Raw genomic sequence first — 22,506 nt, forward strand, 5'->3', positions numbered from 1 at the left:
TCACGCCGGCGGCAGTGGGATGAAAGCAATGCACCCGATGGTGCGCGCGGTGCATCACGGCCCGGGCGCAATCAGCCCAGCTTGCCCGGCTTGACCAGCCATTCGCGGCCCTTGAGCATTGCCTCCCAATAGACCTTGGGCAGGATGTCGGCCTTGAGCGTCCACGCGCGCCGGGTCGGCTTGCGCCCGTCGAGCATCCAGTCGGGGAAGCTCGGCAGCAATTTGCCGCCATAGCCGAATTCCGCGAGCACGATCTTGCCGTGCTCCACCGTCAGCGGGCAGCTGCCATAACCGTCATAAAGCGCAGGCAGGGGCTTATCGAGAATGGCCGCGATCAGGTTCTCCGCCACGATCGGCGCCTGCTTACGCGCGGCGGCGGCGGTCTTGGCATTGGGCGTATTGGTGCAATCACCCAGCCCGAAGACATTTTCGAATTTGGTGTGGCGCAAGGTCGCCGGATCGACATCGACCCAGCCGCCGTCTCCTGCGAGCGGGCTGGCCTTGATGAAATCGGGCGCGGTCTGCGGCGGCACGACGTGGATCATGTCGAAATCGACCGTCTTGGTGCCGCTTTCGGTGGCGAAAGTCGCGGTCCTGGCGCCGCCGTCGACGGCAGTCAGCCGCTCGTTGAGGTCGAGCGTGATGCCATAGCGTTCGACATATTCCATCAGCGCGGGGACGTAATCGGCAACTCCGAACAGCACGCCTCCGGCATTGTGGAAGTGCACGTCCATGTCCTTCAGGCAACCCCGCCGCTCCCATTCGGAGCAGGACAGGTACATGGCCTTTTGCGGCGCGCCTGCACATTTGATCGGCATGGGCGGCTGGGTGAACAGCGCCCTGCCCGACCGCGTGCGCTGGACGAGGTCCCAGGTGTAGGGCGCAAGGTCGTAGCGATAATTCGAGGTAACGCCGTTGCGGCCGAGAGTATCGCTCAGCCCCTCGATACCGTCCCAGTCGAGCTTCAGCCCGGCTGCTACCACGAGGAAGATGTAGCCGACCCGGCTTCCGTCCTCGAGCACGACCTCGTTCTTGTGCGGCTCGAAAGCTGTCGCCGCCTGCGAGATCCACGAGACATAGTCGGGCATGACGGCCGCCATGTCGCGCACGGTCTGCGGCGCCTTGAAGATGCCGCCGCCGACCATGGTCCAGCCGGGCTGGTAGTAGTGCTTAGCCGAAGGCTCGATGATGGCGATGCGCAGGCTCGGCTCGCGCTTGTGCAGCGATGCTGCCGTGGCGATTCCCGAAGAGCCGCCACCCACGATGACGACTTCGAATTCGGCTTTGCTTCCTGCCACCGGCCTTCTCCCTGCTATATTAGATAATCCTTATGTATTGGGGCAAGCCTTTGTGCAAGAGGCAAATCAGGGCCTTGCGACTTCCTCGATCGCGCCCCGTGCCTCTTCGCTCGACCAGTCGTAATCGCCGCGCACGCGCCAGACTTCGATGCCCGATGCATCGTATAGCACAGTGGTGGGCAGCGGGGTGTTGTCGTAATGGAAACCCAGCTCGGCGTCGGGGTCCATCCAGGGCTCCAGATAGCCGAACTCGTTTTCCGCAAAGAAAGCGGCGACCTTTTCCTGGCCGTTCAGGTCCTGGCTGACCGTGATGACCTGCAACTGCTCGTCATAGTCGGCGGCCAGCTGGTCCAGCAGCGGCATCTCCTTCTTGCAGGGCGCACACCAGGTGGCCCAGAGATTGAGCAGCACCGGCCGGCCCTGCAGGGCGCCGAGGTTGAGCACGCGGCCATCGAGATCGCGGACATTGGAGGCAGGCATCAGATCGCCTGCATTGCTCCGGTCGATTTCGCCTGTTGCCTGCGCCGAAGCACCGCTTTCTTGCACCGGCTCCGGCTCGCTCCTATCGCAGGCGGAAACGGCAAGACCCAAGGTGACGAGCAGCGTGAGCGAAAAGCGGGACAATCAAGGCTCCAATTCGATGTGGGGCGGCAGGTTCGCCGAAGGACCTAGCGCGATCATGCGCGAAATCAACGCCTCCATTCCCTTCGACAAGGCGCTCTGGCGCGAAGATATCTCGGGCAGTCTCGCCCATGTGGCGATGCTGGCGAAGCAGGGCATCGTCAGCGAGGCGGATGCGGACGCCATCACCAGGGGCCTCAACCAGATCGCCGAGGAATATGCCCGCGACGGCGTGCCCGAGAACTGGGATCTCGAGGACATCCACATGACTGTGGAATCGCGCCTCACCGAAATCGTCGGCCCTGCTGCCGGACGCCTTCACACAGCACGCAGCCGCAACGACCAGGTGGCGACCGACTTCCGCATGTGGGTGCGCGAGGCAACGCGCCGTGCGATCGGCGGGATCGACACGGTGCTGGCCGCGCTGGTGGGGCGGGCGGACGAGCACGCCGGCAGCATCATGCCCGGCTTCACCCACCTCCAGACCGCGCAGCCGGTGACGCTGGGCCATCACCTGCTCGCCTATTTCGAGATGCTGATGCGCGACCGCTCGCGCTTTGCCGACGCGCTGGCGCGGATGGACGAATGCCCGCTCGGCTCGGCCGCGCTAGCTGGAACCGGCTTCGATCTCGACCGCGAAATGACTGCCAGCGCGCTTGGCTTTGCACGCCCGACGCGCAACAGCCTCGATGCCGTGTCGGACCGCGATTTCGCGCTCGATTACCTGATGGCGGCCAGCCAGTGCTCGCTCCACCTCTCGCGCCTCGCGGAAGAATTCATCATCTGGGCAAGCCAGCCCTTCGGCTTCGTCAAGCTGCCCGATACGCTGTCGACCGGCAGCAGCATCATGCCGCAAAAGCGCAATCCCGACGCGGCAGAGCTGGTGCGAGGTCACGCAGGCCGCGTGATCGGATGCGCGACCAGCCTGATGATCACCATGAAGGGTCTCCCGCTCGCCTATTCGAAGGACATGCAGGACGACAAGCCGCCGGTGTTCGAGGCGGCGGGACTGCTCGATCTCAGCCTTGCCGCCATGGCCGGCATGGTCGCCGACAGCGGGTTCGACACTGCGAGGATGCGCAAGGCGGCAGAGGCCGGTCACGCCACCGCGACCGATCTTGCCGACTGGCTGGTGCGGCAGGCGGACATACCCTTCCGCGAGGCGCATCACATCACGGGCGCGGCCGTGAGGCTGGCCGACCAGAAGGGCGTCGCTCTCGATGGGCTGACCATTGCGGACCTCAAGGCCATCGACGAGCGGATCGACGAGCGGGTGTTCGATGCGCTGTCGGTCGATGCCTCGGTCGCCGCGCGCGCTTCCTATGGCGGGACCGCGCCGGTCAGGGTAAGGGAACAAGTCGAAGAGGCCCGCAGGCGGCTGGAGAACATCTGATGCGCACCATTGCCCTTGTCACCGCCCTGCTTCTGCTCGGAGCCTGCGGCCAGAAGGCGCAGCTGAAGCCGCTCGAAGGCAATGCCCTCCCGCCCGCTCCGTTCGGGTCCGAAGTCCGCCCCGATGCGGACGATCTGCTCGAGCTGAAGCCGCAGGCCGCCCCCGAACGCAGCGTTGAACTGCGCACCCGTTCTGAAGAGCGCGAGGACGATCCCTTCGACCTGCCTCCCGAATAGGTTGCGCCCCGGCAAGCAAGCCTTGCTCGACTCGGCCGCGCGGCTTGTGCAGATGCGCTGACCATGGACCACTTCCAGCTTCGTGACGGCGTCCTGCACGCCGAAGACGTGCCGCTTCCGCTCATTGCCGAACAGGTCGGCACGCCCGTCTATGTCTATTCGCGTGCCACGCTCGAACGACACGCGCGCGTGTTCCGCGATGCGCTGTCCGGTGTCGAGAACCCGCACATCGCCTTCGCGGTCAAATCCAATCCCAACCTCGCCGTGCTGCGCGTGCTCGCCAACATGGGATACGGCGCCGATGTCGTGTCGGGCGGCGAACTGACGCGCGCGCTGAAGGCCGGGATGAAGCCGGAAGACATCGTGTTCTCTGGCGTCGGCAAGACCCACGCCGAACTGCTCCAGGGCCTCGAGGAAGGCATCGGCCAGTTCAACATCGAGAGCGAGGAAGAAGGCTACGAACTCGCCGCCATTGCGGCGCGGCACGGCAAGCGCGCGGCCTGCGCCTTGCGGGTGAACCCGGACGTGGATGCGCGCACGCACGAGAAGATCTCGACCGGCAAGCGCGAGAACAAGTTCGGCGTCCCGCTCGACCGGGCAGCCGATATCTATGCGCGCCTGGCACAGGAAGAAGGCCTCGATATGCGCGGCGTGGCCGTGCACATCGGCAGCCAGCTTGCCGACCTCGAGCCGCTGGAAACTGCATTTGGCAAGGTCGGCGCCCTTATCGCCGAATTGCGCGGCCAGGCTTGCACCGTGACCCATGCCGATCTCGGCGGTGGTCTCGGCGTGCCGTACAAGGCGGGCGAGGAACTGCCCTCCCCGGCGGAATATGGCGAGATGGTCGCGCGCGTGACCAAAGGCTGGGGCGTCCAGCTGATGTTCGAACCGGGCCGCGTCATCGCGGGCAATGCCGGCATCCTGCTGACCCGGGTAATCCGCTCCAAGCGAAGCGGCAACGGCCCACCCTTCGTGGTGGTCGATGCGGCCATGAACGACCTCGCACGTCCGGCAATGTACGGCGCATGGCACGATTTCGACGCGGTGGAGCCGACCGGCGACCGGATGACCGCGCATATCGTCGGCCCTATCTGCGAGACGGGCGATACCTTCGCCATGGACCGCGAATGCGATGCGCTGGTCGCAGGCGACCTTGCCGTGTTCCGCACCGCCGGCGCCTATGGCGCGACCATGGCCTCGTCCTACAATTCGCGTGGCTTCGTGGCCGAAGTGCTGGTGGATGGCGACAAATTCGCTGTCGTGGCCGATCGCATCGCCGCCAGCGCGATCATGGATGCCGAGCGCGTGCCGGAGTGGCTCGCCTGATGCTGCATTCGCTGCCCCTGTTCCACCGGATCGCGGGGCAGCGGGTGGTGGTCGTGGGCAACGGCGACATGGCCGATGCGAAGGCGAGGCTCGTGGAACGGGCGGGCGGCATTCCTTGCGGGGAAACCGAAGCGCATCACGCACGCCTCGCTTTCGTGGCGCTGGAGGACGAGCGCGCGGCTGAGGCAGCAGCCCTGCGGCTGAAGCGGGCGGGCCTGCTCGTGAACGTCGCCGACCGCCCGGACCTGTGCGATTTCACCCTGCCGAGCGTGCTTGAGCGCGGCGACGTGCTCGTGGCGGTGAGCACCGGCGGCGCATCGGCGGGTCTTGCCAAGCACTTGCGGCTGCGGCTCGAGCGCTTGCTGCCCCAATCGCTGGGACCGTTGGCCGCGGCTCTCTCCACGGCCCGCGACCGCATCCGCGACCGGTTTCCCCGTAGTGACGACAGGCGCCGGGCAATCGATGCCGCGCTCTCGCAAGGCGGCCCGCTCGACCCGATGGCGGAAGGCAGCGATACAAGGCTCGACCAATGGCTCGAAAGCGGAGAGACGCCGGAACCCCGTGCCGTGCTGGAAATCATTCTGACGAGTGACGATCCCGAAGACCTGACCTTGCGACAGGCGCGCGCGCTGGGTGAGGCCGACACGGTGATGCACGATGCGGGCGTCGCCGAAGCCATTCTCGTGCGGGCACGCGCCGATGCGGCAAGAGTGCTCTTGCCAGCAGACCCGCCGCCTGAAGGGCGGACGGTCGTCCTGAGGAAAGGCTAGAGCGCCGCTGCCAATGGCGCCGCAACAGCGGCCCGGGTCTCCGCGAAGTAACGGGCCATCGCGTCCGCCGTGTCGTCCGACAACGCAATGTGGGCCCGGCGGCGGTCCATATGGTCGGGAATGCGCAGCAAAAGCCCCATCTCCACCATCTGCGAAATCCAGCGCAGGGCGGTGGTCGCCGGAACGCCGGCAGCAATACAGAGCGAAGTGACCGAAACCCGTTTCCGCTCCGCCCGCGCGGCAGCAAGGTCGAGCAGGATGTCCCAGGCGGGATCAGCGAAAAGTTCGGGATCGAAAAAGCGCGCCCGTGCCTGCCGGTTGCGGATGACCGCACGGATGACCGAGGCATCGGGCAAGGCCGGACGCGGCGATGCACCGCCATGCGCGACATATTCGTCTCCGGCTGCGCGCCACGCATCGGCAGCCGCTTCCAGCCGAAAGGCACCACCGCCTGCCCGCTGCCCGGGCGAAAGCCGTTCGAGCCGTTCGGCCATCTTGCCGACCTGCTCTGTCAGCCTGAGCAGCATCAGGCGATCTTCTTCGGCCAATTCGCGCAGGCGAAGGTTCGGGACGTGGGCGAGCACCCGGCCGATCGCGACGATACGTTCCGCCCGGCCCGGGTCCACCAGGATTTGCGCGCCCGACATGGCGAAGCAGCCGAACACGGTGTCGAGCGCGTCCATGCCGGTCGACACGACCAGTTGCGCACCGGATTTGCCCGCGCGCATATCGAGCCGCGAAAGAAGCGCCATCACGCCGCCATCGGCCGCCACGCAGTCGACCAGCACCAGGTCGCCGAGCGATCCGACAGACCCGCTGGCGTATTCGTCGAGCCCGCAGCATTCCATTACGCGGAAACCGGCCGCCACCGCATCTTCCCGCATCTGTTCGCGAAGGGCATCACGGTCGGCAAGAATGGTCACACCCAGCTGGCATCCGGCACCGTCGCACACCGGTTCGTAGGAAAAGTCCGCCTGCATGGAATCACCTTTCGAGGGTCTGATTGGCGAACGTAGGTAGAACAAATAGTGACCGTGTCAAGAATTTCAGCGATTTGCGGATTTCGATTGAACCTTTTGGCGCCAGCCTGCGACTAAAGGGTCATGGCAGGACGGGCGACAGGACAGGGCGATGCCGAAAGGCTGTATGACGAGTTGCTCGTCACGCTGGTCCAGTCCGGCGACCGCGCGGCCGGAGAGCGGCTGGCGCGCCGCTGGCAACCCCGGCTCGCCCGGTCGGCCAGGCGCGTGTTGCGCAGTGACGAGATGGCTTTGGTGGCAGTGCAGGACACATGGATTTCGATCCTGCGCGGTATCGGCGGCTTGCGCGAGCCGTCCCGCTTTGCTCCTTGGGCGTTCGGCATCCTGCGGCGGCGCTGCATCGACCGGATACGCAGCGCGCAAAACAGGCGGAGCCACGAGGCGGCAGGCGAGGTGGAACACTCCCTCCCGGCGGTTGCCGACGAGCGGGTTGCCATCGACCAGGCCTTTGCCGCGCTGTCGCCCGACCAGCGGCTCGCCGCACAACTTCACTTCGTCGAGGGCCTGACCCTCGCCGAGATCGCCGCCGTCCAGGACGTGCCCCTCGGCACGGCCAAGACCCGGCTGTTCCATGCCCGCCAGAAACTGAAGGCGGCTCTTGAAGGAGACGACACATGACCGACATCGACGACCGCATCCGCGGCGCGCTGGACGAGGACGACAGGGCCTTCCTTGCCTCGCTGGACGAAGGGCGGGGAATGTTCAGCCAGATCGGGGATGTCCTGACCGGCCCCTTGGGCGGATGGTCGAAGCTCATCTTCGCCGTCGCCTTCGTGCTCGGGATTGCGCTGGTCTATTGCGCCTACCGCTTCTTCACCGCCACCGCGTTCGAGGAGTCGGTATGGTGGGGTATCGTCACTCTGGGCGCGCTGCTGATGCAGGGCTTCATCAAGGAATGGTTCTATTCGCGGATGAACATGCTGAGCGTGCTGCGCGAGGTGAAGCGCCTGCAGGTACAGGTAGCGATGCTCGGAGAAGGCCCGCCTAGGGCCTGATCTCGATCGGCGTACCGTCGGGGACCAGCGACCACAGTTCGGCGATTTCGCTGTTCGACAGCGCGATGCAGCCATCGGTCCAGTCCCCCGGCACGCGCGCATCGAACGGCAGGCCGTTGGGCTGGCCGTGAAGGAAGATCAGCCCGCCCGGCGACCGCCCCTGCGCCTTGGCATATGCACGGTCGGCTTCGTTGGGATAGTCGATGAAAAGGCTGAGGTAATAGCTCGACTGCTCGTTGCCGTAAGTGATCGTGTAGCGGCCTTCGGGTGTCTTCTCGTCGCCCTCGAAGCGCTTGTGGCCAACCGGCTGGTCCCCGTATTGAAGCCCGCGATACGTGCGGATCACCTCGCCTGCCTGATACACCCATAGCGTGCGGTCCGACTTGTCAACGAGCAGGAAATCGGCCCGCTCCCCATCCTGTGCCTGCTGGGCGCGCGCCTCGGGCACCACCTGCGAACAAGCGGCCAGCGACAGGACAGCAAGGAGAGGCAGGAAACGCATCGCGCGCATCCTGCCACCCGCTGCCTGATCAGTCCATGAAGGGATCGCGCATGAGGATGGTGTCGTCGCGTTCCGGGCTAGTCGAAACCAGCGAAACGGGCGTTTCGATCAGTTCCTGCACGCGCTGGATGTATTTCACAGCATTGGCCGGCAGGTCCGCGAAGCTGCGCGCCCCGGCGGTCGATTCCTTCCAGCCGTCCATCGATTCGTAGATCGGTTCGACTTCCGCCTGGTCGGCGGCGTGGCTGGGCAGGTAGTCGTACACATTGCCGCGCAGGCGATAGCCGGTGCAGATCTTCACCTCGTCCAGCCCGTCGAGCACGTCGATCTTCGTCAGCGCAATGCCGGTGACGCCGCTGATCGCGCAGCTCTGGCGCACGATTACCGCGTCGAACCAGCCGACCCGGCGCTGGCGGCCGGTGACGGTGCCGAATTCATGGCCGCGTTCGCCGATGCCCTTGCCGATTTCGTCGGTCAACTCGGTCGGGAACGGACCGCTGCCGACGCGGGTGGTGTAAGCCTTGACGATGCCCAGTACATAGCCGGTCGCATTGGGACCGAGACCGCTGCCGGCTGCCGCCGTACCGCTGACCGTGTTCGAGCTGGTCACGAAGGGGTAGGTGCCGTGATCGATGTCGAGCAGGACGCCCTGCGCGCCTTCGAACAGGATCTTCGCGCCGGCCTTGCGAACCTTCTTCAGGCGCTTCCACACCGGCTGGGCGAACTTGAGCACGAAGGGCGCGATTTCGCGCAGGTCGTTCAGCAGGCGCTCGCGGTCGACCGGAGGTTCGTTGAAACCGGCACGCAGCGCGTCATGGTGCGCGCACAGGCGGTCGAGCTGCGGCTCGAGGCTGTCAAGATGCGCGAGGTCGCACACGCGGATCGCGCGGCGGCCGACCTTGTCCTCGTAGGCCGGGCCGATGCCGCGACCGGTCGTGCCGATCTTGCCCGAACCGGCAGCGGTTTCGCGCAGACCGTCGAGATCGCGGTGGATCGGCAGGATCAGCGGACAATTGTCGGCGACGGCAAGATTGTCGGGATTGATGTCGACACCCTGGCCTTCGATCTTCTCGACTTCGGCCTTGAGTGCCCAGGGGTCCAGCACCACGCCATTGCCGATGATCGACAGCGTGCCCGACACGATGCCCGAGGGCAGCAGCGACAGCTTGAAGACGTTCCCGTCGATGACCAGCGTATGGCCGGCATTGTGGCCGCCCTGGAAACGGACGACGGCGTCGGCGCGGCTGGCGAGCCAGTCGACGATCTTGCCCTTGCCCTCATCGCCCCATTGGGCGCCGATCACGGTTACGTTGGCCATATGCGGAAAAACCTGCTCGTCAGGGTGACACAAACGCGTGCGCGCCTAGGCCTTCGAAGGCGCGAGGGCAAGCAAACTGTCGCGACAATCGGCGACAATTCGCGACTGGAAAATTAACGCCTTCTGGTGTTCCCTCCCGACTGCGATCCCGGTGAAAAGGAATTTCGCCATGCAGAAGCCAGTCGTTGCCGCCGTCCTAGCCTTGGTACTTGCAAGCGGAAGCGTGATTGCAAATTCGGCAGAGCGTCGCGCACCTGCGCCTGTCGAGCTGTCGTTCGGCAGCGACAAGTTGCAGCGCGTGGATGTCTGGGCGGGTCCGTCGAAAGGCGCGCCACTGGTCGTCTTCGTCCACGGCGGCGGCTGGAAGCGCGGCGACAAGTCGATGATGAAGGGTTCGGCCAAGCTCTCCCACTGGCAGGAACAGGGCTATGCCGTCGCTTCCGTGAACTACCGGCTGGTGCCCGAGGCGACTGTCGAACAGCAGGCGCAGGACGTGGCCGATGCAGTCGCCCTGCTCAAGGGCGAGGCCGGCCGCCTTGGCTACGATGCAAGCCGCATTGTCCTGGTCGGCCATAGCGCCGGTGCACATCTCGTTGCCCTGGTCGGCACCGATCCGGCCTATTTGCGCAAGGCGGGGCTTGGCTACAGCGACATCGACGGCATTATCCCGCTGGACGGTGCGGCTTACGACGTGCCGGCCCAGATGGACGAAAACGCACGCCTGATGGGCGACACCTACGAACAGGCCTTCGGCACCGATCCCGAGCGACAAAAGGCCCTTTCGCCAACCTTCCATGCGGCTGCTCCCAATGCGCCGTCCTTCCTCATCCTGCATGTCCAGCGCCGCGACGGGACGCGGCAATCGCGCGGACTGGCGCGGGCGCTCCGTGGCGCGGGGACGCAAGCGAGCGTGGAAGCTGTCGAAGGACGCGGCCTGCGGGGCCATGCCGAAATCAACCGCAAGCTGGGCGAACCGGACTATCCCGCGACCGCCCTGGTCGATCGCTACCTGGCCGCCCGTTTCGGCACCTAGCCGCGCAAGGGAAGGACTGCTAACGGGCGCGCCGTGACCGACCACCCGCCCGTCCGTATTGCCGCACTCTACCACTTCACGCGGTTCGACGACCCCGCGTCGCTGCGCGCACCATTGCAGGCGCTGTGCGAGGAACACGGCGTGCGCGGCACGCTGCTCTTGGCGGGCGAAGGGATCAACGGAACCATTGCGGGCAGCGACCAGGGCATCCAGGCGGTGCTCGACCACATCCGCGCCCTGCCCGGCTGCGCCGACCTCGAGGTGAAGGAATCGCGGGCCGACAGGATGCCCTTCTACCGCAGCAAGGTGCGGCTGAAGAAAGAGATCGTGACCATGGGCCAGCCGGACCTCGATCCGGTGGATGGCGTCGGCACCTATGTCGCGCCGGAGGATTGGAACGCGCTGATTTCGGACCCCGACACGATCCTGATCGACACGCGCAACGACTACGAGGTGCAGATCGGCACGTTCGAAGGAGCGATCGACCCCGAAACGAAGAGCTTCCGCGAATTTCCCGAGTGGTTCCGCGCCAAGCGCGCCGAATTCGAGGCAGAAGGCAAGACGCCGCGCATCGCCATGTTCTGCACCGGTGGCATCCGCTGCGAGAAGTCGACCGCCTTCGTGAAAGCCGAAGGGCTGGACGAGGTCTATCACCTCAAGGGCGGCATCCTGAAATACCTCGAGGACATCCCCGAGGACGAGAGCCTGTGGCGCGGGGAATGCTTCGTCTTCGACGAGCGCGTCAGCCTGAAGCACGGCCTCGAAGTGGGCGAACACAGCCTGTGCCGCGCCTGCCGGGTGCCCCTGTCGGAAGCGGACAAGGCGCGCGACACCTATGTCGAAGGCGTGTCGTGCCACCACTGCCATTCGACACGCACCGACGAACAGCGCGCCCGCTATGCGGAGCGGCACCGCCAGTCGAAGCTCGCCCGCCAGCGCGGCGAAGCCCATGTCGGGCGCAAGCTGGACCCGCGCGGTGACGGCTGAGGCCGTCCTCTACAGCTTCCGCCGCTGCCCCTATGCGATGCGGGCGCGCATGGCGCTCAAGGTCGGTGGCGCCCAATACGAACACCGCGAGGTGGTGCTGCGCGACAAGCCCCCCGCCATGCTTGAAGCCTCGCCCAAGGGAACGGTTCCGGTGCTGGTCCTGCCGGATGGTTCGGTGATCGAGGAAAGCCTCGAGGTGATGTTTTGGGCGCTCGCGCAGGACGACCCCGAAGGCTGGCTGGACCGCAAGGACGACGATCTCGTCGCGGCCAATGACGGGCCGTTCAAGCACAGCCTCGACCGGTACAAGTACCATACGCGCTACGAGGACGTGGATCCCGAGGCGCACCGCGAACAATGCATCGCCCACCTCGCCCGGCTCGAGGAACGGCTGGCAGACCAGCCCTTCCTGTCAGGGCAGGCGCGCGGCTTTACCGATATCGCGATTTTCCCGTTCGTCCGGCAGTTCGCCAATCACGACGCCGGGCGGTTCGAGGCCGAGAACCTGCCCCGCATCCGCGAATGGCTGCACGGCCTAACGGAATCGCAGCTGTTCGCAGCCATCATGGCCAAGTTCTCGAAGTGGGAGCCTGCCGAGGCCTAGAGCGGGGTCGCCGCGCCGCCGTGCATGCTGTGCGTGCAGCCCAGCGCCTTGGGGTCTTCCTCGCCCGTCACCGCAGCGACCGTCCGCCAGCCGTCAGAACGAAGGCGGCGAGCTGCTGCCCGGTCGTGATCGAGCGGCAGGAACACGGCCTTGCGCGTATCGGTAGCCGGCGCGCCCAGCGCTTCGAGGATCGGCTCCATGTAGAGCGAGAAGCCCGTTGCCGCCTCCTCGCTGCCCTTGATGGCATAGGTGCCGCCGCGCCCCAGCGCGCCGCGCGCATTGTCCGCGTGGAGCGTGAAGCCGAACCAGCTCTGGTAACCGAAGCCGTGGCGTTCGGAAGGATCGAGCGTCAGGCGCACGCGGTCGCCCAGCGTCGCGGCCACTTCGCGCAGCGCCGATGTCCGGCTGGCGAGAACGCCGCCCGCATCCAGCGCGGACAGTTTTTCCAGCGCCTGCTCGAAGGGACCGGCGGCGTAGATCAGCGGCAGGTAAGCCTCGCCGCCTGCCGCCTTCAGCCCGGCTGCATCCTTCATGTCGAGCTCGCGGCGCACCGCTTCGCGCTGTTCGGGAGCGAGCGGGAGCGCCTCCTCGCTCAGCGTATCGACGAGGTCGGGCATGGTGAGATCGACCGACAGGCCGGTCACGCCTGCCGCTTCGAGCGCGTCGAGAGCAACGGCTACTGCCTCGGCTGCCGCCGCGACGCTATCGCTGCCCACCAGTTCCGCGCCCAGCTGGAGGCGCTGGCGAGCCGGATCGAGCTGGTCCGCCTTGATGGTCGCGACCTCGCCCGCATAGCACAGGCGCAGCGGGCGCGGCGCTTCGCGCAGCGAGGTGGCGGCGATGCGACCGACCTGCACGGTCATGTCGCTGCGCAGGGCCAGTGTGCGCAGGCTTTCCGGATCGGTGAAGCGCACCATGCGGCGCGTCGCCACGCCTTCCATCCGGCCTGCCAGCGAATGCTCGAACTCGACCAGCGGCGGGCGCACGCGGTCGTATCCGTGGGCGTCCATCGCGCCGAGGATTTCGCGCATGGCGCGCGTTATCGCTGCGGCGCGCGCAGGCAGGGCATCTTCGAGGCCGACGGGCAGGAGATCGTCTGGATGGGTCATCGCGCCGCCCCCTGCCCTATCGCGTCTCAGAATTCCAGCGGGATAACGGTCTTCACGCCTTCCAGCGCGCAGGCCGCCTTGACCACGTCCTGCGGGATCGGCTGGTCGACACTGAGCAGCAGCACTGCTTCCCCGCCCGCTTCGCGGCGGCCGAGGTTGAAGGTGCCGATGTTGATGCCGCTTTCACCCAGCAAAGAACCGATGCGACCGATGAAGCCCGGCGCATCCTGGTTGACGATGTAGAGCATGTGCCCGTCGAGCTCGGCTTCGATGCGCACACCGAAGATCTCGACGAGGCGCGGCGCCTCGGCCCCGAACAGCGTGCCTGCAACCGAACGGTCGCCGGCATCGGTGCCGACTGTCACGCGCAGGAGGGTGTTGTAGGCGCCTTCCTTCTCGTGCCGGATCGAACGGATGTCGAGGCCGCGTTCCTTGGCAAGGAAGGGCGCATTGACCATGTTCACCGTGTCCGAATACTGGCGCATCAGCCCTGCCAGCACCGCGCCTTCGATCGGCTTGCCAGACAGTTCGGCTGCCGCGCCTTCGCGCTCGATGCTGATCTTGGTTAGGTTGCCATGCGCCAGCTGCCCGACGAGGCTGCCGAGGTTTTCGGCAAGGCCCATGTATGGCTTCAGCTTGGGCGCTTCTTCTGCACTCAGGCTCGGCATGTTGAGCGCGTTGGTGACGCCCCCGTTGACGAGGAAATCGGCCATCTGCTCTGCCACCTGCAGCGCGACATTGACCTGCGCCTCGGTCGTGCTGGCGCCGAGGTGCGGGGTGCAGATGAAGTTGGGCTTGCCGAACAGCGGGCTTTCGTTGGCCGGTTCGGTCTGGAACACGTCCAGCGCCGCACCTGCCACCTGGCCGCTGTCGAGCGCCTCGGCGAGCGCGTCCTCGTCGATGAGGCCGCCGCGCGCACAGTTGACGATGCGCACGCCCTTCTTGGTCTTGGCGAGGTTTTCGCGGCTGAGGATGTTGCGCGTCTCGTCGGTCAGCGGCGTGTGCAGCGTGATGAAATCCGCGCGTGCCAGCAGCGTGTCGAGATCGACCTTCTCGACCCCGATCTCGATGGCGCGTTCGGGCGTCAGGAAGGGGTCGAAAGCGACGACCTTCATCTTCAGACCGAGGGCGCGGCTGGCGACGATCGAGCCGATGTTGCCTGCACCGATGAGGCCCAGCGTCTTGCCGGTCACTTCGACGCCCATGAAATCGTTCTTGGGCCATTCGCCCGCCTGCGTGCGGCGGTCGGCGGCAGGGATCTGGCGGGCCAGTGCCATGATCATGGCGATGGCGTGTTCGGCCGTGGTGATCGAGTTGCCGAAAGGCGTGTTCATCACGACGACGCCCTTGCCGCTGGCATAGGGGATATCGACATTGTCGACGCCGATACCGGCGCGGCCCACGACCTTGAGATTGGTCGCGGCATCGAGGATTTCGGACGTGACCTTGGTCGCCGAACGGATGGCAAGGCCATCGTACTGGCCGATCACAGCCTTGAGTTCGTCCGGGGTCATGCCCGGCTTCACGTCGACATCGCAGCCACGCTCTTCGAAGATACGGGCGGCATTCGGGTCCATCTTGTCGCTGATGAGGACTTTAGGTTTGCTCATGACGGAATATTCCTGTCGTTCTCCCGGCGAACGGCCGGGGCATTGAGATTGTGAGAAGAGGCGGCGGCCCGCAGCGGGGCCGCCGGCCGGATCAGCCGTTCTTGACCTGCTCGTAAGCCCATTCGATCCACGGAAGGAGACGCTTCAGGTCCTCTTCCTCGACCGTGGCGCCGCACCAGATGCGCAGCGACGGCGGAGCGTCGCGGTAGCCGTTGAAGTCGTAGCCGACATCGCGGTCTTCCAGCAGCTTGACGATTTTCTTGGGCACACCCGCCTTGTCCTCGTCGGACAGGCTTTCGTACCACTCGCCCTGGAAGACGAAGCACACGCCCGTATTGGTGCGCTTGGCGGGGTCGGCCACCATGTTGCGCAGCCACGGGGTCGCCTCGATCCAGTCGAGGACAATCTTCGCATTGGCTTCCGACTTCTGGAACAGAGCCTTGCGGCCGCCGAGTGCCTGCGCCCATTCGAGCGCGTCGATATAGTCTTCCGTCGCCAGCATCGAAGGCGTGTTGATCGTCTCGCCGCGGAAGATGCCTTCGTTGATCTTGCCGCCCTTCTTGAGGCGGAAGAGCTTGGGCAGCGGCCATTCGGGATCGTATTCCTCGATCCGGTTCACCGCCTTGGGGCTGAGGATCAGCATGCCGTGCTGGGCTTCGCTGCCCATCACCTTCTGCCAGCTGTAGGTCGTGGCATCGAGCTTGGCCCAGTCCATTTCCATAGCGAAGACGGCGCTGGTGGCGTCGTTGATGGTCACGCCTTCGCGACCTTCCGCCAGCCAGTCGGTGTTGGGGATCTTGGCGCCGGAGGTCGTGCCGTTCCAAGTGAAGACGACGTCATTGTTCTGCGGGATCGACGCGAGGTCGGGGATTTCGCCATAATCGGCATCGAGCGTGGTCAGCTTCGGCAGCTTGAGCTGCTTGACCGCATCCTGGATCCAGACATTGCCGAAGCTTTCCCATGCCGCGACCGTGGCCGGGCGGTCGGGGCGCAGCATCGTCCACATGGCGCATTCCAGCGCGCCGGTGTCCGAGGCGGGCATGATGCCGACCAGGTAATCCTCGGGCACGCCGAGCATCTCCTTCGACAGGTCGATGGCATATTTCAGCCGCGACTTGCCGAGGGCGCTGCGATGCGAGCGTCCGAGCGATTCGGTTTTGAGGTTGGAAGCCGACCAGCCGAGATGCTTGGCGGTCGGACCCGACGAAAAGAAAGGGCGCTCAGGCTTGAGCGTCGGTTCGGCAGTCATGTATTCTCTCCTTGCAGAGAGCACGCGCGGCGTTGGGACCGCGTGGCCCGCTGGCGGCAATAATGTTGCGACGCAGCAAGTCAATGCGAAATAGGAATGCATCGACAGGCCGTTCGCCCTGCCGGATCAACGCCCTCTCGCCAAAAACGGTCCAGCGCCTTATGGGCGCAGTCAATGGACGTAACGGATCTTCGCATCGCCCTGTTCAGCGGGAACTACAACTACACCCGCGACGGCGCGAATCAGGCATTGAACCGGCTGGCGGATTACATCCTGCGCCAGGGGGCGAAGCTGCGCGTCTATTCGCCGGTCGTCGAAGCGCCCGATTTCGAGGCGACGGGCGATCTCGTCGACATCCCCAACGTCCGGATGCCGGTGAAGGGGCGCGGCGAATACCGCCTGCCCCTGCGGCTCGGCAGTGCGGTCGAGGAAGACCTTGCCCGCTTCACGCCCAACACCATGCACCTCTCTTCGCCCGACCCGGCGGCGCACGGGGCGCTGAAATGGGCCCGCAAGCGCGACCTGCCGGTGCTGGCGAGCGTCCATACCCGCTTCGAAACCTATCCGCGCTATTACGGCCTCTCCTTCCTCGAGCCGGTGGTCGAGGCAGGCCTGCGCCGGTTCTACAACCGCTGCGACGCGCTGGTCGCGCCCTCCGACAGCCAGATCGCCGAATTGAAGGCACAGCGCATGCACGAGGACATCAGCATCTGGTCGCGCGGCGTCGACCGCGAGATTTTCGATCCGTCCAGCCGCGACATGGAATGGCGCCGCGCCAACGGGCTGGCAGACGATGACGTGGCGATCGTCTTCCTCGGCCGGCTGGTCATGGAAAAGGGCCTCGACGTGTTCGCCGACACGATCGTCGAACTGCGCAAGCGGCAGGTGCCGCACAAGGTCCTCGTCATCGGCGACGGCCCGGCGCGCGGCTGGTTCGAGAAAACGCTGCCCGGCGGGATTTTCGTCGGTTTCCAGACCGGCAAGGACCTTGGCCGCGCGCTGGCGAGCGGCGACATCTTCTTCAACCCGTCGATCACGGAAACCTTCGGCAATGTCACGCTGGAAGCGATGGCCTGCGGCCTGCCCGTGGTGGCCGCCGGGGCGACCGGCGCGGCGAGCCTCGTTAGCGACGGTGAGACGGGGCGCCTGGTCCCGCCTAGCAAGACCGATGCCTTTGCAAAGGGCTGCGCAGAAGCGCTGGCTCCCTACTGCACGGACGACGCGCTGCGCCTCGCGCATGGCGCGGCAGGCGAACGCGCTGCCCGCGCCTACAGCTGGGACGCGATCAACCAGGCGGTAATCGATACCTACCTGCGGCTGCACACCAATCGCGCAGCCGCAGGCCGGTAGGTTTCAGGTCAGGACAGGACGCCCGACGCGGTCATCCTGCGCGAATACCACAGCAGGAACAGCGTGATCGCGAAGATCACCAGCGTGAAGATCATCGGCGTGGTCGTATCGGTCATGCCCGGCATGGGGTTGGTCCACTGGTGGAGCATTCCCAGCACCAGGCCGATCAGCGAGGCCACGAATGCGTGAAAGGCATGACGCTTGCGCATCAGCAGCAGGACCGAACCTGCCACCGCGCCCCACACGCCAAGACCCCAGCCGATATTGGCCCACAGCGGCATGGCGTTCATGTATTCGATGGCGGCATCGACCGTAACGCCGGTCGGCTCCATCATGCCCGCGAGATACTCGCGGTTCTCGGTTTTCGACATGAAATAGTCGTAGGCACCGAAGCCGTTCCATACCAAGGACAACAGGCCGATCACCCACAGGTGCACCGGCGCCTTCGCAGAAGCGTCCATATCATTTCCCTCCCATTTGCGACCTCTCCGCCGCGCAGACTAGCGGCGCGGACGGGAGGTGCAAGCAGCAGCGTATCAGAGCCGTTCGACCTTCTTTGCCAGATCGTCGACCAGATCCACGATTTCACGGATCATGGCATCGTCGAGTTCGCCGCTCCGGGCCTTGTTCTTCAGTACGGTGGCAAGATTGCCCACCGCCCTGAACATCTCGGGGGTGGCATAGGCCCGGCGGCGTTCGCCGTGCCCTTCGAGACGCGCGAAAAGTGCCTCCACCTCGTCGGCGCGGTCGGCCAGTTCGGCCCGGCCCGTTTCGGTCGCTTCGAACGCCTTGCGCGTCTCGTCACCCTTCGCCTGCGCGATGGCGCCTTCGTCTTCCAGCAGCGACAGGGTCGGATAGACCGTGCCCGGGCTGGGTGCGTAGCTGCCACCGGTCAATTCCTCGACCGCCTTGATCAGTTCGTACCCGTGCCGTGCCTCGTCCGCGAGGAGCTTGAGCAGTACGAGCCGCAATTCGCCCGAGCCGAACATGCGGCGACGACGCGATCCTCCGCGCCTGCCGAAAGGCCCGCCCGGACCGAACGGACCATCGGGGCCAAACGGGCCGTCGCGGCCGAAAGCCTCGTCCCATCCGCCCGCCATCATGCCGACGTAGGGCATCTTTCCGAACTTGCGCCACTTGTGTGCCTTGTGCATTGGCAATTCCTTCATATCTTCGATAGCACTAAGATATATCTTAAAGAGCGATACACAAGAGGGCGCTGCAATTTGTCTGCCGACGTCCTATGTCAGCCGACGAATGACCGACCTGTTTCCCGATGACCTGCCCCCGACGCCTGCAACGGATGCCGTCCGAGAGGACGCGCCGCTGGCCGACTGCCTGCGCCCTGCCTCGCTCGACGAAGTAATCGGGCAGGACCATCTGACCGGTCCCGAGGGCGCAATCGGGCGCATGGTCGCCGCCGGCCGCCTGTCGAGCATGATCCTGTGGGGTCCGCCCGGTACCGGCAAGACCACCATCGCCCGGCTGTTGGCCGATAGCGTGGGCATGCGCTTCGAAAGCGTCAGCGCCGTGTTCAGCGGCGTCGCGGACCTAAAGAAAGCCTTCGCCGCCGCCGACAAGGCCGCCGAGGCAGGCCAGCGCACGCTGCTGTTCGTGGACGAGATCCACCGTTTCAACCGCGCACAGCAGGACGGTTTCCTGCCCTTTGTCGAGCGCGGCACGGTCACACTGGTCGGCGCGACCACGGAGAACCCCAGCTTCGCCCTCAACGCCGCACTGCTCAGCCGCGCGCAGGTCCTCATCCTCCAGCGCCTCGACCATGCCGCGCTCGGCCAGTTGCTCGACCGGGCGGAAGAGCTCGAAGGCCCCCTGCCCCTCACCCCGGAAGCGCGCGACGCGCTGGTCGCGAGCGCCGATGGCGACGGGCGGTTCCTTCTCAACCAGGCAGAAACGCTCTACAATGCGAAGATTCCCCAGCCGCTTGATCCGGCGGCGCTGGGCAAGTTCCTCCAGCGCCGCGTCGCGGTCTATGACAAGGACCGCGAGGGGCACTACAACCTCATTTCCGCGCTCCACAAGGCGGTGCGCGGCAGCGATGTTCAGGCGAGCCTCTATTACCTCGCGCGGATGCTGACCGCGGGCGAAGAACCGCGTTTCCTTGCCCGCCGCCTGGTGCGCATGGCGGTCGAGGATATCGGCATGGCCGACCCGCAGGCGCTCGTTCAGTGCATGGCGGCGAAGGACGCCTATGAATTCCTTGGCAGCCCGGAAGGCGAGCTCGCGCTGGTGCAGGCCTGCACCTACCTTGCCACCGCACCCAAATCGAACGCGGTCTACAAGGCGCAGAAGGCCTCCTTCAAATCCGCGCGGGAAACCGGCAGCCTGATGCCGCCGCAGAACATCCTCAATGCGCCGACCAAGCTGATGAAGGATATCGGCTACGGCTCGGGCTACAGCTACGACCACGATGCCGAGGACGGCTTCTCGGGCGACAATTACTGGCCCGAAGAGATGGAGCCGCAGACCTATTACGAGCCCGTCGAACGCGGGTTCGAGCGGGAGGTGAGGAAGCGGCTCGACTATTGGGACAAACTGCGGCGTGAACGCACCTAGGTTCCACCGCTTCCTCGCGATCGACTGGTCGGGCGCGAAGGGGCCTCGCCAGAAGGGCATCGCCCTCGCCATCGCCGATGCCACGGGTGGCCCGCCCGTCCTCGTCGAACGCGGCGCGGGCTGGGGGCGCGAGGACGTGCTTGCGGTACTTGCAGAGGACCTGCCCGGCGATACGCTGGTCGGCGTCGATCTCGGCATTGCCTTGCCGCACGCGGATTGCGGCGCCTTCTTCCCGGGCCATCGCGAGGATATACCCGATGCGCCTGCACTGTGGGCGCTGATCGACGACGTCTGCCGGGCGGAGCCGCATCTCGGTGCGCAGCCCTTCGTGGAGCATCCCGATTTCCGTCCCTATTTCCGCGACGGGATCGAAACCGGCCGCTTCTTCGGCTGCGATAATGCCGCACACGGTCGCGGACGCTTCCGCGCCACCGAGACGGCACAGGCAAAGATGGGCTGCAAACCCTATTCCAATTTCAACCTCGTCGGCGCGGCGCAGGTCGGCAAGTCCAGCCTGACGGGAATGCGGATGCTGAACCGCCTGCGTGGCCGCCTGCCTGTCTGGCCCGTCGATCCACTGCCCGGCAATGGCTCGGCGCTGGTTGAAATCTACACCAGCCTTGCGGCTATCGAAGCTGGGCGAAGCGCAGGCCGCGCCAAGATGCGCAGCTTCGAGGAATTGAACGCGGCACTATCGGCTCTCGGCTCGCCGCCGGTCCGCGGAACGGGGCCGGTCGACGACCACGCGTCCGATGCCCTTCTTACCGCCGCTTGGTTGCGCGAGGTGGCGGGCGATCCGTCACGCTGGCAGCCCAGCGGCCTCACCAGGGGCATCGCCCGAACAGAAGGCTGGACTTTCGGGGCGCTTTGAACGAAAGGCGCACCCCGTCCTCAAGCAGCGAGGCGATAGGATAGGAAAAACACCCGTCCTCAAGCAGCGCAGCGTTAGGACAATAGGGAATGCCGGCTTAGCTCAGTTGGTAGAGCAGTTGATTTGTAATCATCAGGTCGCGGGTTCGACTCCTGCAGCCGGCACCATCCGCCCTCTTAATCGCCCTCTTCCGCCGCCTCGCTCGCGGCGAGGAGATCCATGAAGTTCCGTGCCGCTTCGCGGTCCTCCTCGCTCTTGAAGGCAACGTCGAGGTCGGGCGCAGCGCCGAGCATGAACAGCAGCGACCACAGGGCAAAGCGTCGGCCCCGGTCCTTTTCGAGGCCCAGGTCGACGCGGGCACGCTCGATCCCGGCCTCGAGAGCGGCGGGCGTGACTTCGCCGAGGTCGTCGGTTCCGAAATAGCGGCGCATCAGATCGTCGAACTGCATGGCAGGCGGCGTAGATGCGTTTGGCCGTGCCTGCAAAGACATTTGGCGTTCGTACGTGCGCCGATACTCGCCATTACCGACAAAACCGACTAGGGGCGCTCCCATGCATTTCCTCGACCAGGCCAAGATCTATCTGAAGAGCGGCGCGGGCGGCCCCGGCGCCGTCAGCTTCCGCCGCGAGAAGTATATCGAATACGGCGGACCCGACGGCGGCAACGGCGGCAAGGGCGGCGACATCGTCTTCGAAGCCGTGCAGGGCCTCAACACGCTGATCGACTTCCGCTATTCGCAGCACTTCAAGGCCAAGCGCGGCGGCCACGGCATGGGCCGCGACCGCACCGGCGCAGGCGCGGACGACCTGGTGATCCACGTGCCAGTCGGGACGCAGATCCTGTCGGAAGACAAGGAGGAAGTCCTCGCGGATTTCACCGAAGTGGGCCAGCGCGTCGTCTTCCTCGAAGGCGGCATGGGCGGCCGCGGCAATGCCAGCTACAAGAGCTCCACCAACCGCGCCCCGCGCCAGCACCAGCCGGGCGAACAGGGCGAGGAAATGTGGGTCTGGCTGCGGCTGAAGCTGCTCGCCGACGTGGGCCTGCTCGGCCTGCCCAATGCGGGCAAGTCGACCTTCATCAACCAGGTCACCAACACCAAGGCCAAGGTCGGCGCCTATGCCTTCACCACGCTGGTGCCCAAGCTCGGCGTGGTGCGCCACAAGGGCCGCGAGTTCGTCCTTGCCGACATCCCTGGCCTGATCGAGGGCGCGGCTGATGGTGCCGGCATCGGCGACCGCTTCCTCGGCCATATCGAGCGCTGCCGCGTGCTGATCCACCTGATCGACATTGCCGGACAGGACCCGGCCGACGCCTACCAGACGGTGAATGCCGAGCTGGAAGCCTATGGCGAAGGTCTGATCGACAAGCCGCAGCTGGTCGCGCTGAACAAGCTCGACCTTGCCGACAGCGAGCTCGGCAAGGCCTTTGCGGACGAATTGCTGGCCGCAGGTGCCGACAAGGTGTTCTCCATTTCCGGCGCCACTGGCGAAGGCATCGACGAATTGCTCGACGCCGTGCTCGGCTATCTGCCCGACCGCACCTCGACCGAGACCAAGGCCGCCGAGGTCGAGGACATGGACGCCGACGACGCGGCCGACTGGTCGCCCATCTGACACCAT

General features: G+C 65.7%; 24 protein-coding genes and 1 tRNA gene. 14 read left to right on the plus strand and 11 right to left on the minus strand.

The features are described from left to right. Positions 1-71: 71 nt before the first annotated feature. Together LCL94_RS03445 and LCL94_RS03450 are read right to left on the minus strand one after the other, a co-directional pair. Entirely contained in the window at positions 72-1,298 is a 1,227-nt protein-coding gene (locus LCL94_RS03445) for an FAD/NAD(P)-binding oxidoreductase (RefSeq protein ID WP_224830997.1), read from the minus strand. A 66-nt stretch (positions 1,299-1,364) separates the two neighbouring features. Continuing rightward, positions 1,365-1,922: a TlpA disulfide reductase family protein gene (locus tag LCL94_RS03450; protein ID WP_224830998.1), complete on the minus strand. Its 558-nt coding sequence runs from the start codon at positions 1,920-1,922 to the stop codon at positions 1,365-1,367. A 16-nt stretch (positions 1,923-1,938) separates the two neighbouring features. Here LCL94_RS03450 and argH point away from each other — a divergent pair, with 16 nt between their 5' ends. The 4 genes from argH (at position 1,939) to LCL94_RS03470 (ending at position 5,644) form a co-directional block, all read left to right on the plus strand. Then, entirely contained in the window at positions 1,939-3,312 is a 1,374-nt protein-coding gene (gene argH, locus LCL94_RS03455; RefSeq protein ID WP_224832652.1) for an argininosuccinate lyase, read from the plus strand. Continuing rightward, entirely contained in the window at positions 3,312-3,548 is a 237-nt protein-coding gene (locus LCL94_RS03460) for a hypothetical protein (RefSeq protein ID WP_160607877.1), read from the plus strand. The genes argH and LCL94_RS03460 overlap by 1 nt, the downstream gene beginning before the upstream one ends. A gap of 63 nt (positions 3,549-3,611) precedes the next feature. Further along, positions 3,612-4,874, plus strand: coding sequence for a diaminopimelate decarboxylase (gene lysA / locus LCL94_RS03465; protein ID WP_224830999.1), 1,263 nt, complete (start codon positions 3,612-3,614; stop codon positions 4,872-4,874). Continuing rightward, positions 4,874-5,644, plus strand: a complete 771-nt coding sequence (locus LCL94_RS03470) for a bifunctional precorrin-2 dehydrogenase/sirohydrochlorin ferrochelatase (protein WP_224831000.1) — start codon at positions 4,874-4,876, stop codon at positions 5,642-5,644. The genes lysA and LCL94_RS03470 overlap by 1 nt, the downstream gene beginning before the upstream one ends. Here the strand turns inward: LCL94_RS03470 and LCL94_RS03475 are convergent. Continuing rightward, on the minus strand, positions 5,641-6,624 hold the full coding sequence (locus tag LCL94_RS03475; protein WP_224831001.1) for a winged helix DNA-binding protein: 984 nt from the start codon (positions 6,622-6,624) through the stop codon (positions 5,641-5,643). The genes LCL94_RS03470 and LCL94_RS03475 overlap by 4 nt on opposite strands. A 123-nt stretch (positions 6,625-6,747) precedes the next feature. On the opposite strand from LCL94_RS03475, the gene LCL94_RS03480 reads away from it, so the two are divergent. Continuing rightward, positions 6,748-7,302: an RNA polymerase sigma factor gene (locus LCL94_RS03480; RefSeq protein WP_224831002.1), complete on the plus strand. Its 555-nt coding sequence runs from the start codon at positions 6,748-6,750 to the stop codon at positions 7,300-7,302. Continuing rightward, positions 7,299-7,679, plus strand: coding sequence for a DUF6768 family protein (locus LCL94_RS03485; RefSeq protein ID WP_224831003.1), 381 nt, complete (start codon positions 7,299-7,301; stop codon positions 7,677-7,679). The genes LCL94_RS03480 and LCL94_RS03485 overlap by 4 nt, the downstream gene beginning before the upstream one ends. Here LCL94_RS03485 and LCL94_RS03490 read toward each other — a convergent pair. Further along, positions 7,669-8,181: a L,D-transpeptidase family protein gene (locus tag LCL94_RS03490; RefSeq protein ID WP_318245563.1), complete on the minus strand. Its 513-nt coding sequence runs from the start codon at positions 8,179-8,181 to the stop codon at positions 7,669-7,671. The genes LCL94_RS03485 and LCL94_RS03490 overlap by 11 nt on opposite strands. A 28-nt stretch (positions 8,182-8,209) precedes the next feature. Further along, positions 8,210-9,499: an adenylosuccinate synthase gene (locus tag LCL94_RS03495; RefSeq protein ID WP_224831005.1), complete on the minus strand. Its 1,290-nt coding sequence runs from the start codon at positions 9,497-9,499 to the stop codon at positions 8,210-8,212. Positions 9,500-9,668: 169 nt separating this feature from the next. Between LCL94_RS03495 and LCL94_RS03500 the strand changes: the two genes are divergently transcribed. The 3 genes from LCL94_RS03500 to LCL94_RS03510 are packed head-to-tail and all read left to right on the plus strand — an operon-like array spanning position 9,669 to position 12,123. Then, complete coding sequence (locus tag LCL94_RS03500) at positions 9,669-10,532, plus strand: alpha/beta hydrolase (RefSeq protein WP_224831006.1); 864 nt, start codon at positions 9,669-9,671, stop codon at positions 10,530-10,532. 33 nt (positions 10,533-10,565) lie between these two features. Next, entirely contained in the window at positions 10,566-11,519 is a 954-nt protein-coding gene (locus tag LCL94_RS03505; protein WP_224831007.1) for a rhodanese-related sulfurtransferase, read from the plus strand. Continuing rightward, positions 11,482-12,123: a glutathione S-transferase gene (locus LCL94_RS03510; protein WP_224831008.1), complete on the plus strand. Its 642-nt coding sequence runs from the start codon at positions 11,482-11,484 to the stop codon at positions 12,121-12,123. The genes LCL94_RS03505 and LCL94_RS03510 overlap by 38 nt, the downstream gene beginning before the upstream one ends. Here LCL94_RS03510 and LCL94_RS03515 read toward each other — a convergent pair. From LCL94_RS03515 to LCL94_RS03525, 3 genes are all read right to left on the minus strand, one after another. Further along, positions 12,120-13,232: an ATP phosphoribosyltransferase regulatory subunit gene (locus LCL94_RS03515; RefSeq protein ID WP_224831009.1), complete on the minus strand. Its 1,113-nt coding sequence runs from the start codon at positions 13,230-13,232 to the stop codon at positions 12,120-12,122. The genes LCL94_RS03510 and LCL94_RS03515 overlap by 4 nt on opposite strands. 26 nt (positions 13,233-13,258) lie before the next feature. Next, complete coding sequence (gene serA, locus LCL94_RS03520) at positions 13,259-14,842, minus strand: phosphoglycerate dehydrogenase (RefSeq protein WP_224831010.1); 1,584 nt, start codon at positions 14,840-14,842, stop codon at positions 13,259-13,261. Between the two features lie 91 nt (positions 14,843-14,933). Continuing rightward, complete coding sequence (locus tag LCL94_RS03525; RefSeq protein WP_224831011.1) at positions 14,934-16,091, minus strand: phosphoserine transaminase; 1,158 nt, start codon at positions 16,089-16,091, stop codon at positions 14,934-14,936. Between the two features lie 174 nt (positions 16,092-16,265). On the opposite strand from LCL94_RS03525, the gene LCL94_RS03530 reads away from it, so the two are divergent. Beyond that, positions 16,266-17,441 carry a glycosyltransferase family 4 protein gene (locus LCL94_RS03530; RefSeq protein ID WP_224831012.1) on the plus strand — a complete coding sequence of 392 codons (1,176 nt, stop codon included), beginning with the start codon at positions 16,266-16,268 and terminating at the stop codon, positions 17,439-17,441. An 8-nt stretch (positions 17,442-17,449) separates the two neighbouring features. On the opposite strand, the gene LCL94_RS03535 is transcribed toward LCL94_RS03530, so the two are convergent. Then, positions 17,450-17,902, minus strand: coding sequence for a hypothetical protein (locus LCL94_RS03535; RefSeq protein WP_224831013.1), 453 nt, complete (start codon positions 17,900-17,902; stop codon positions 17,450-17,452). Between the two features lie 75 nt (positions 17,903-17,977). After that, entirely contained in the window at positions 17,978-18,595 is a 618-nt protein-coding gene (locus tag LCL94_RS03540; RefSeq protein WP_224831014.1) for a PadR family transcriptional regulator, read from the minus strand. Positions 18,596-18,698: 103 nt separating this feature from the next. On the opposite strand from LCL94_RS03540, the gene LCL94_RS03545 reads away from it, so the two are divergent. From LCL94_RS03545 to LCL94_RS03555, 3 genes are all read left to right on the plus strand, one after another. Next, positions 18,699-20,015: a replication-associated recombination protein A gene (locus tag LCL94_RS03545; protein ID WP_224831015.1), complete on the plus strand. Its 1,317-nt coding sequence runs from the start codon at positions 18,699-18,701 to the stop codon at positions 20,013-20,015. Further along, a complete protein-coding gene (locus LCL94_RS03550; protein ID WP_224831016.1) occupies positions 20,002-20,886 on the plus strand; it encodes a hypothetical protein in 885 nt (294 codons plus the stop codon). The genes LCL94_RS03545 and LCL94_RS03550 overlap by 14 nt, the downstream gene beginning before the upstream one ends. A 91-nt stretch (positions 20,887-20,977) precedes the next feature. Continuing rightward, a tRNA-Thr gene (locus LCL94_RS03555) sits at positions 20,978-21,053 on the plus strand. A 9-nt stretch (positions 21,054-21,062) separates the two neighbouring features. On the opposite strand, the gene LCL94_RS03560 is transcribed toward LCL94_RS03555, so the two are convergent. After that, positions 21,063-21,335 (minus strand): hypothetical protein, encoded by a 273-nt coding sequence (locus tag LCL94_RS03560; protein ID WP_224831017.1) that lies wholly within the window; start codon positions 21,333-21,335, stop codon positions 21,063-21,065. Between the two features lie 103 nt (positions 21,336-21,438). On the opposite strand from LCL94_RS03560, the gene obgE reads away from it, so the two are divergent. Continuing rightward, positions 21,439-22,500, plus strand: a complete 1,062-nt coding sequence (gene obgE / locus LCL94_RS03565; protein WP_160607915.1) for a GTPase ObgE — start codon at positions 21,439-21,441, stop codon at positions 22,498-22,500. Positions 22,501-22,506: the final 6 nt, after the last annotated feature.

Origin of the sequence: Qipengyuania gaetbuli (genome assembly GCF_020171365.1) — a bacterium.
In the GTDB taxonomy this organism is placed as follows: domain Bacteria; phylum Pseudomonadota; class Alphaproteobacteria; order Sphingomonadales; family Sphingomonadaceae; genus Qipengyuania; species Qipengyuania gaetbuli_B.

What these genes read in the sequence shown, in the direction of transcription:
- LCL94_RS03525 (WP_224831011.1), bottom strand. Translation starts at nt 16,091, where the DNA reads ATGACTGCCGAACCGACGCTCAAGCCTGAGCGCCCTTTCTTTTCGTCG.
- serA (WP_224831010.1), bottom strand. Translation starts at nt 14,842, where the DNA reads ATGAGCAAACCTAAAGTCCTCATCAGCGACAAGATGGACCCGAATGCC.
- LCL94_RS03475 (WP_224831001.1), bottom strand. Translation starts at nt 6,624, where the DNA reads ATGCAGGCGGACTTTTCCTACGAACCGGTGTGCGACGGTGCCGGATGC.
- LCL94_RS03530 (WP_224831012.1), top strand. Translation starts at nt 16,266, where the DNA reads ATGGACGTAACGGATCTTCGCATCGCCCTGTTCAGCGGGAACTACAAC.
- LCL94_RS03560 (WP_224831017.1), bottom strand. Translation starts at nt 21,335, where the DNA reads ATGCAGTTCGACGATCTGATGCGCCGCTATTTCGGAACCGACGACCTC.
- LCL94_RS03470 (WP_224831000.1), top strand. Translation starts at nt 4,874, where the DNA reads ATGCTGCATTCGCTGCCCCTGTTCCACCGGATCGCGGGGCAGCGGGTG.
- LCL94_RS03485 (WP_224831003.1), top strand. Translation starts at nt 7,299, where the DNA reads ATGACCGACATCGACGACCGCATCCGCGGCGCGCTGGACGAGGACGAC.
- LCL94_RS03490 (WP_318245563.1), bottom strand. Translation starts at nt 8,181, where the DNA reads ATGCGTTTCCTGCCTCTCCTTGCTGTCCTGTCGCTGGCCGCTTGTTCG.
- LCL94_RS03460 (WP_160607877.1), top strand. Translation starts at nt 3,312, where the DNA reads ATGCGCACCATTGCCCTTGTCACCGCCCTGCTTCTGCTCGGAGCCTGC.
- LCL94_RS03495 (WP_224831005.1), bottom strand. Translation starts at nt 9,499, where the DNA reads ATGGCCAACGTAACCGTGATCGGCGCCCAATGGGGCGATGAGGGCAAG.
- LCL94_RS03500 (WP_224831006.1), top strand. Translation starts at nt 9,669, where the DNA reads ATGCAGAAGCCAGTCGTTGCCGCCGTCCTAGCCTTGGTACTTGCAAGC.
- lysA (WP_224830999.1), top strand. Translation starts at nt 3,612, where the DNA reads ATGGACCACTTCCAGCTTCGTGACGGCGTCCTGCACGCCGAAGACGTG.
- LCL94_RS03540 (WP_224831014.1), bottom strand. Translation starts at nt 18,595, where the DNA reads ATGCACAAGGCACACAAGTGGCGCAAGTTCGGAAAGATGCCCTACGTC.
- LCL94_RS03510 (WP_224831008.1), top strand. Translation starts at nt 11,482, where the DNA reads ATGTCGGGCGCAAGCTGGACCCGCGCGGTGACGGCTGAGGCCGTCCTC.
- LCL94_RS03480 (WP_224831002.1), top strand. Translation starts at nt 6,748, where the DNA reads ATGGCAGGACGGGCGACAGGACAGGGCGATGCCGAAAGGCTGTATGAC.
- LCL94_RS03545 (WP_224831015.1), top strand. Translation starts at nt 18,699, where the DNA reads ATGACCGACCTGTTTCCCGATGACCTGCCCCCGACGCCTGCAACGGAT.
- LCL94_RS03515 (WP_224831009.1), bottom strand. Translation starts at nt 13,232, where the DNA reads ATGACCCATCCAGACGATCTCCTGCCCGTCGGCCTCGAAGATGCCCTG.
- argH (WP_224832652.1), top strand. Translation starts at nt 1,939, where the DNA reads ATGTGGGGCGGCAGGTTCGCCGAAGGACCTAGCGCGATCATGCGCGAA.
- obgE (WP_160607915.1), top strand. Translation starts at nt 21,439, where the DNA reads ATGCATTTCCTCGACCAGGCCAAGATCTATCTGAAGAGCGGCGCGGGC.
- LCL94_RS03535 (WP_224831013.1), bottom strand. Translation starts at nt 17,902, where the DNA reads ATGGACGCTTCTGCGAAGGCGCCGGTGCACCTGTGGGTGATCGGCCTG.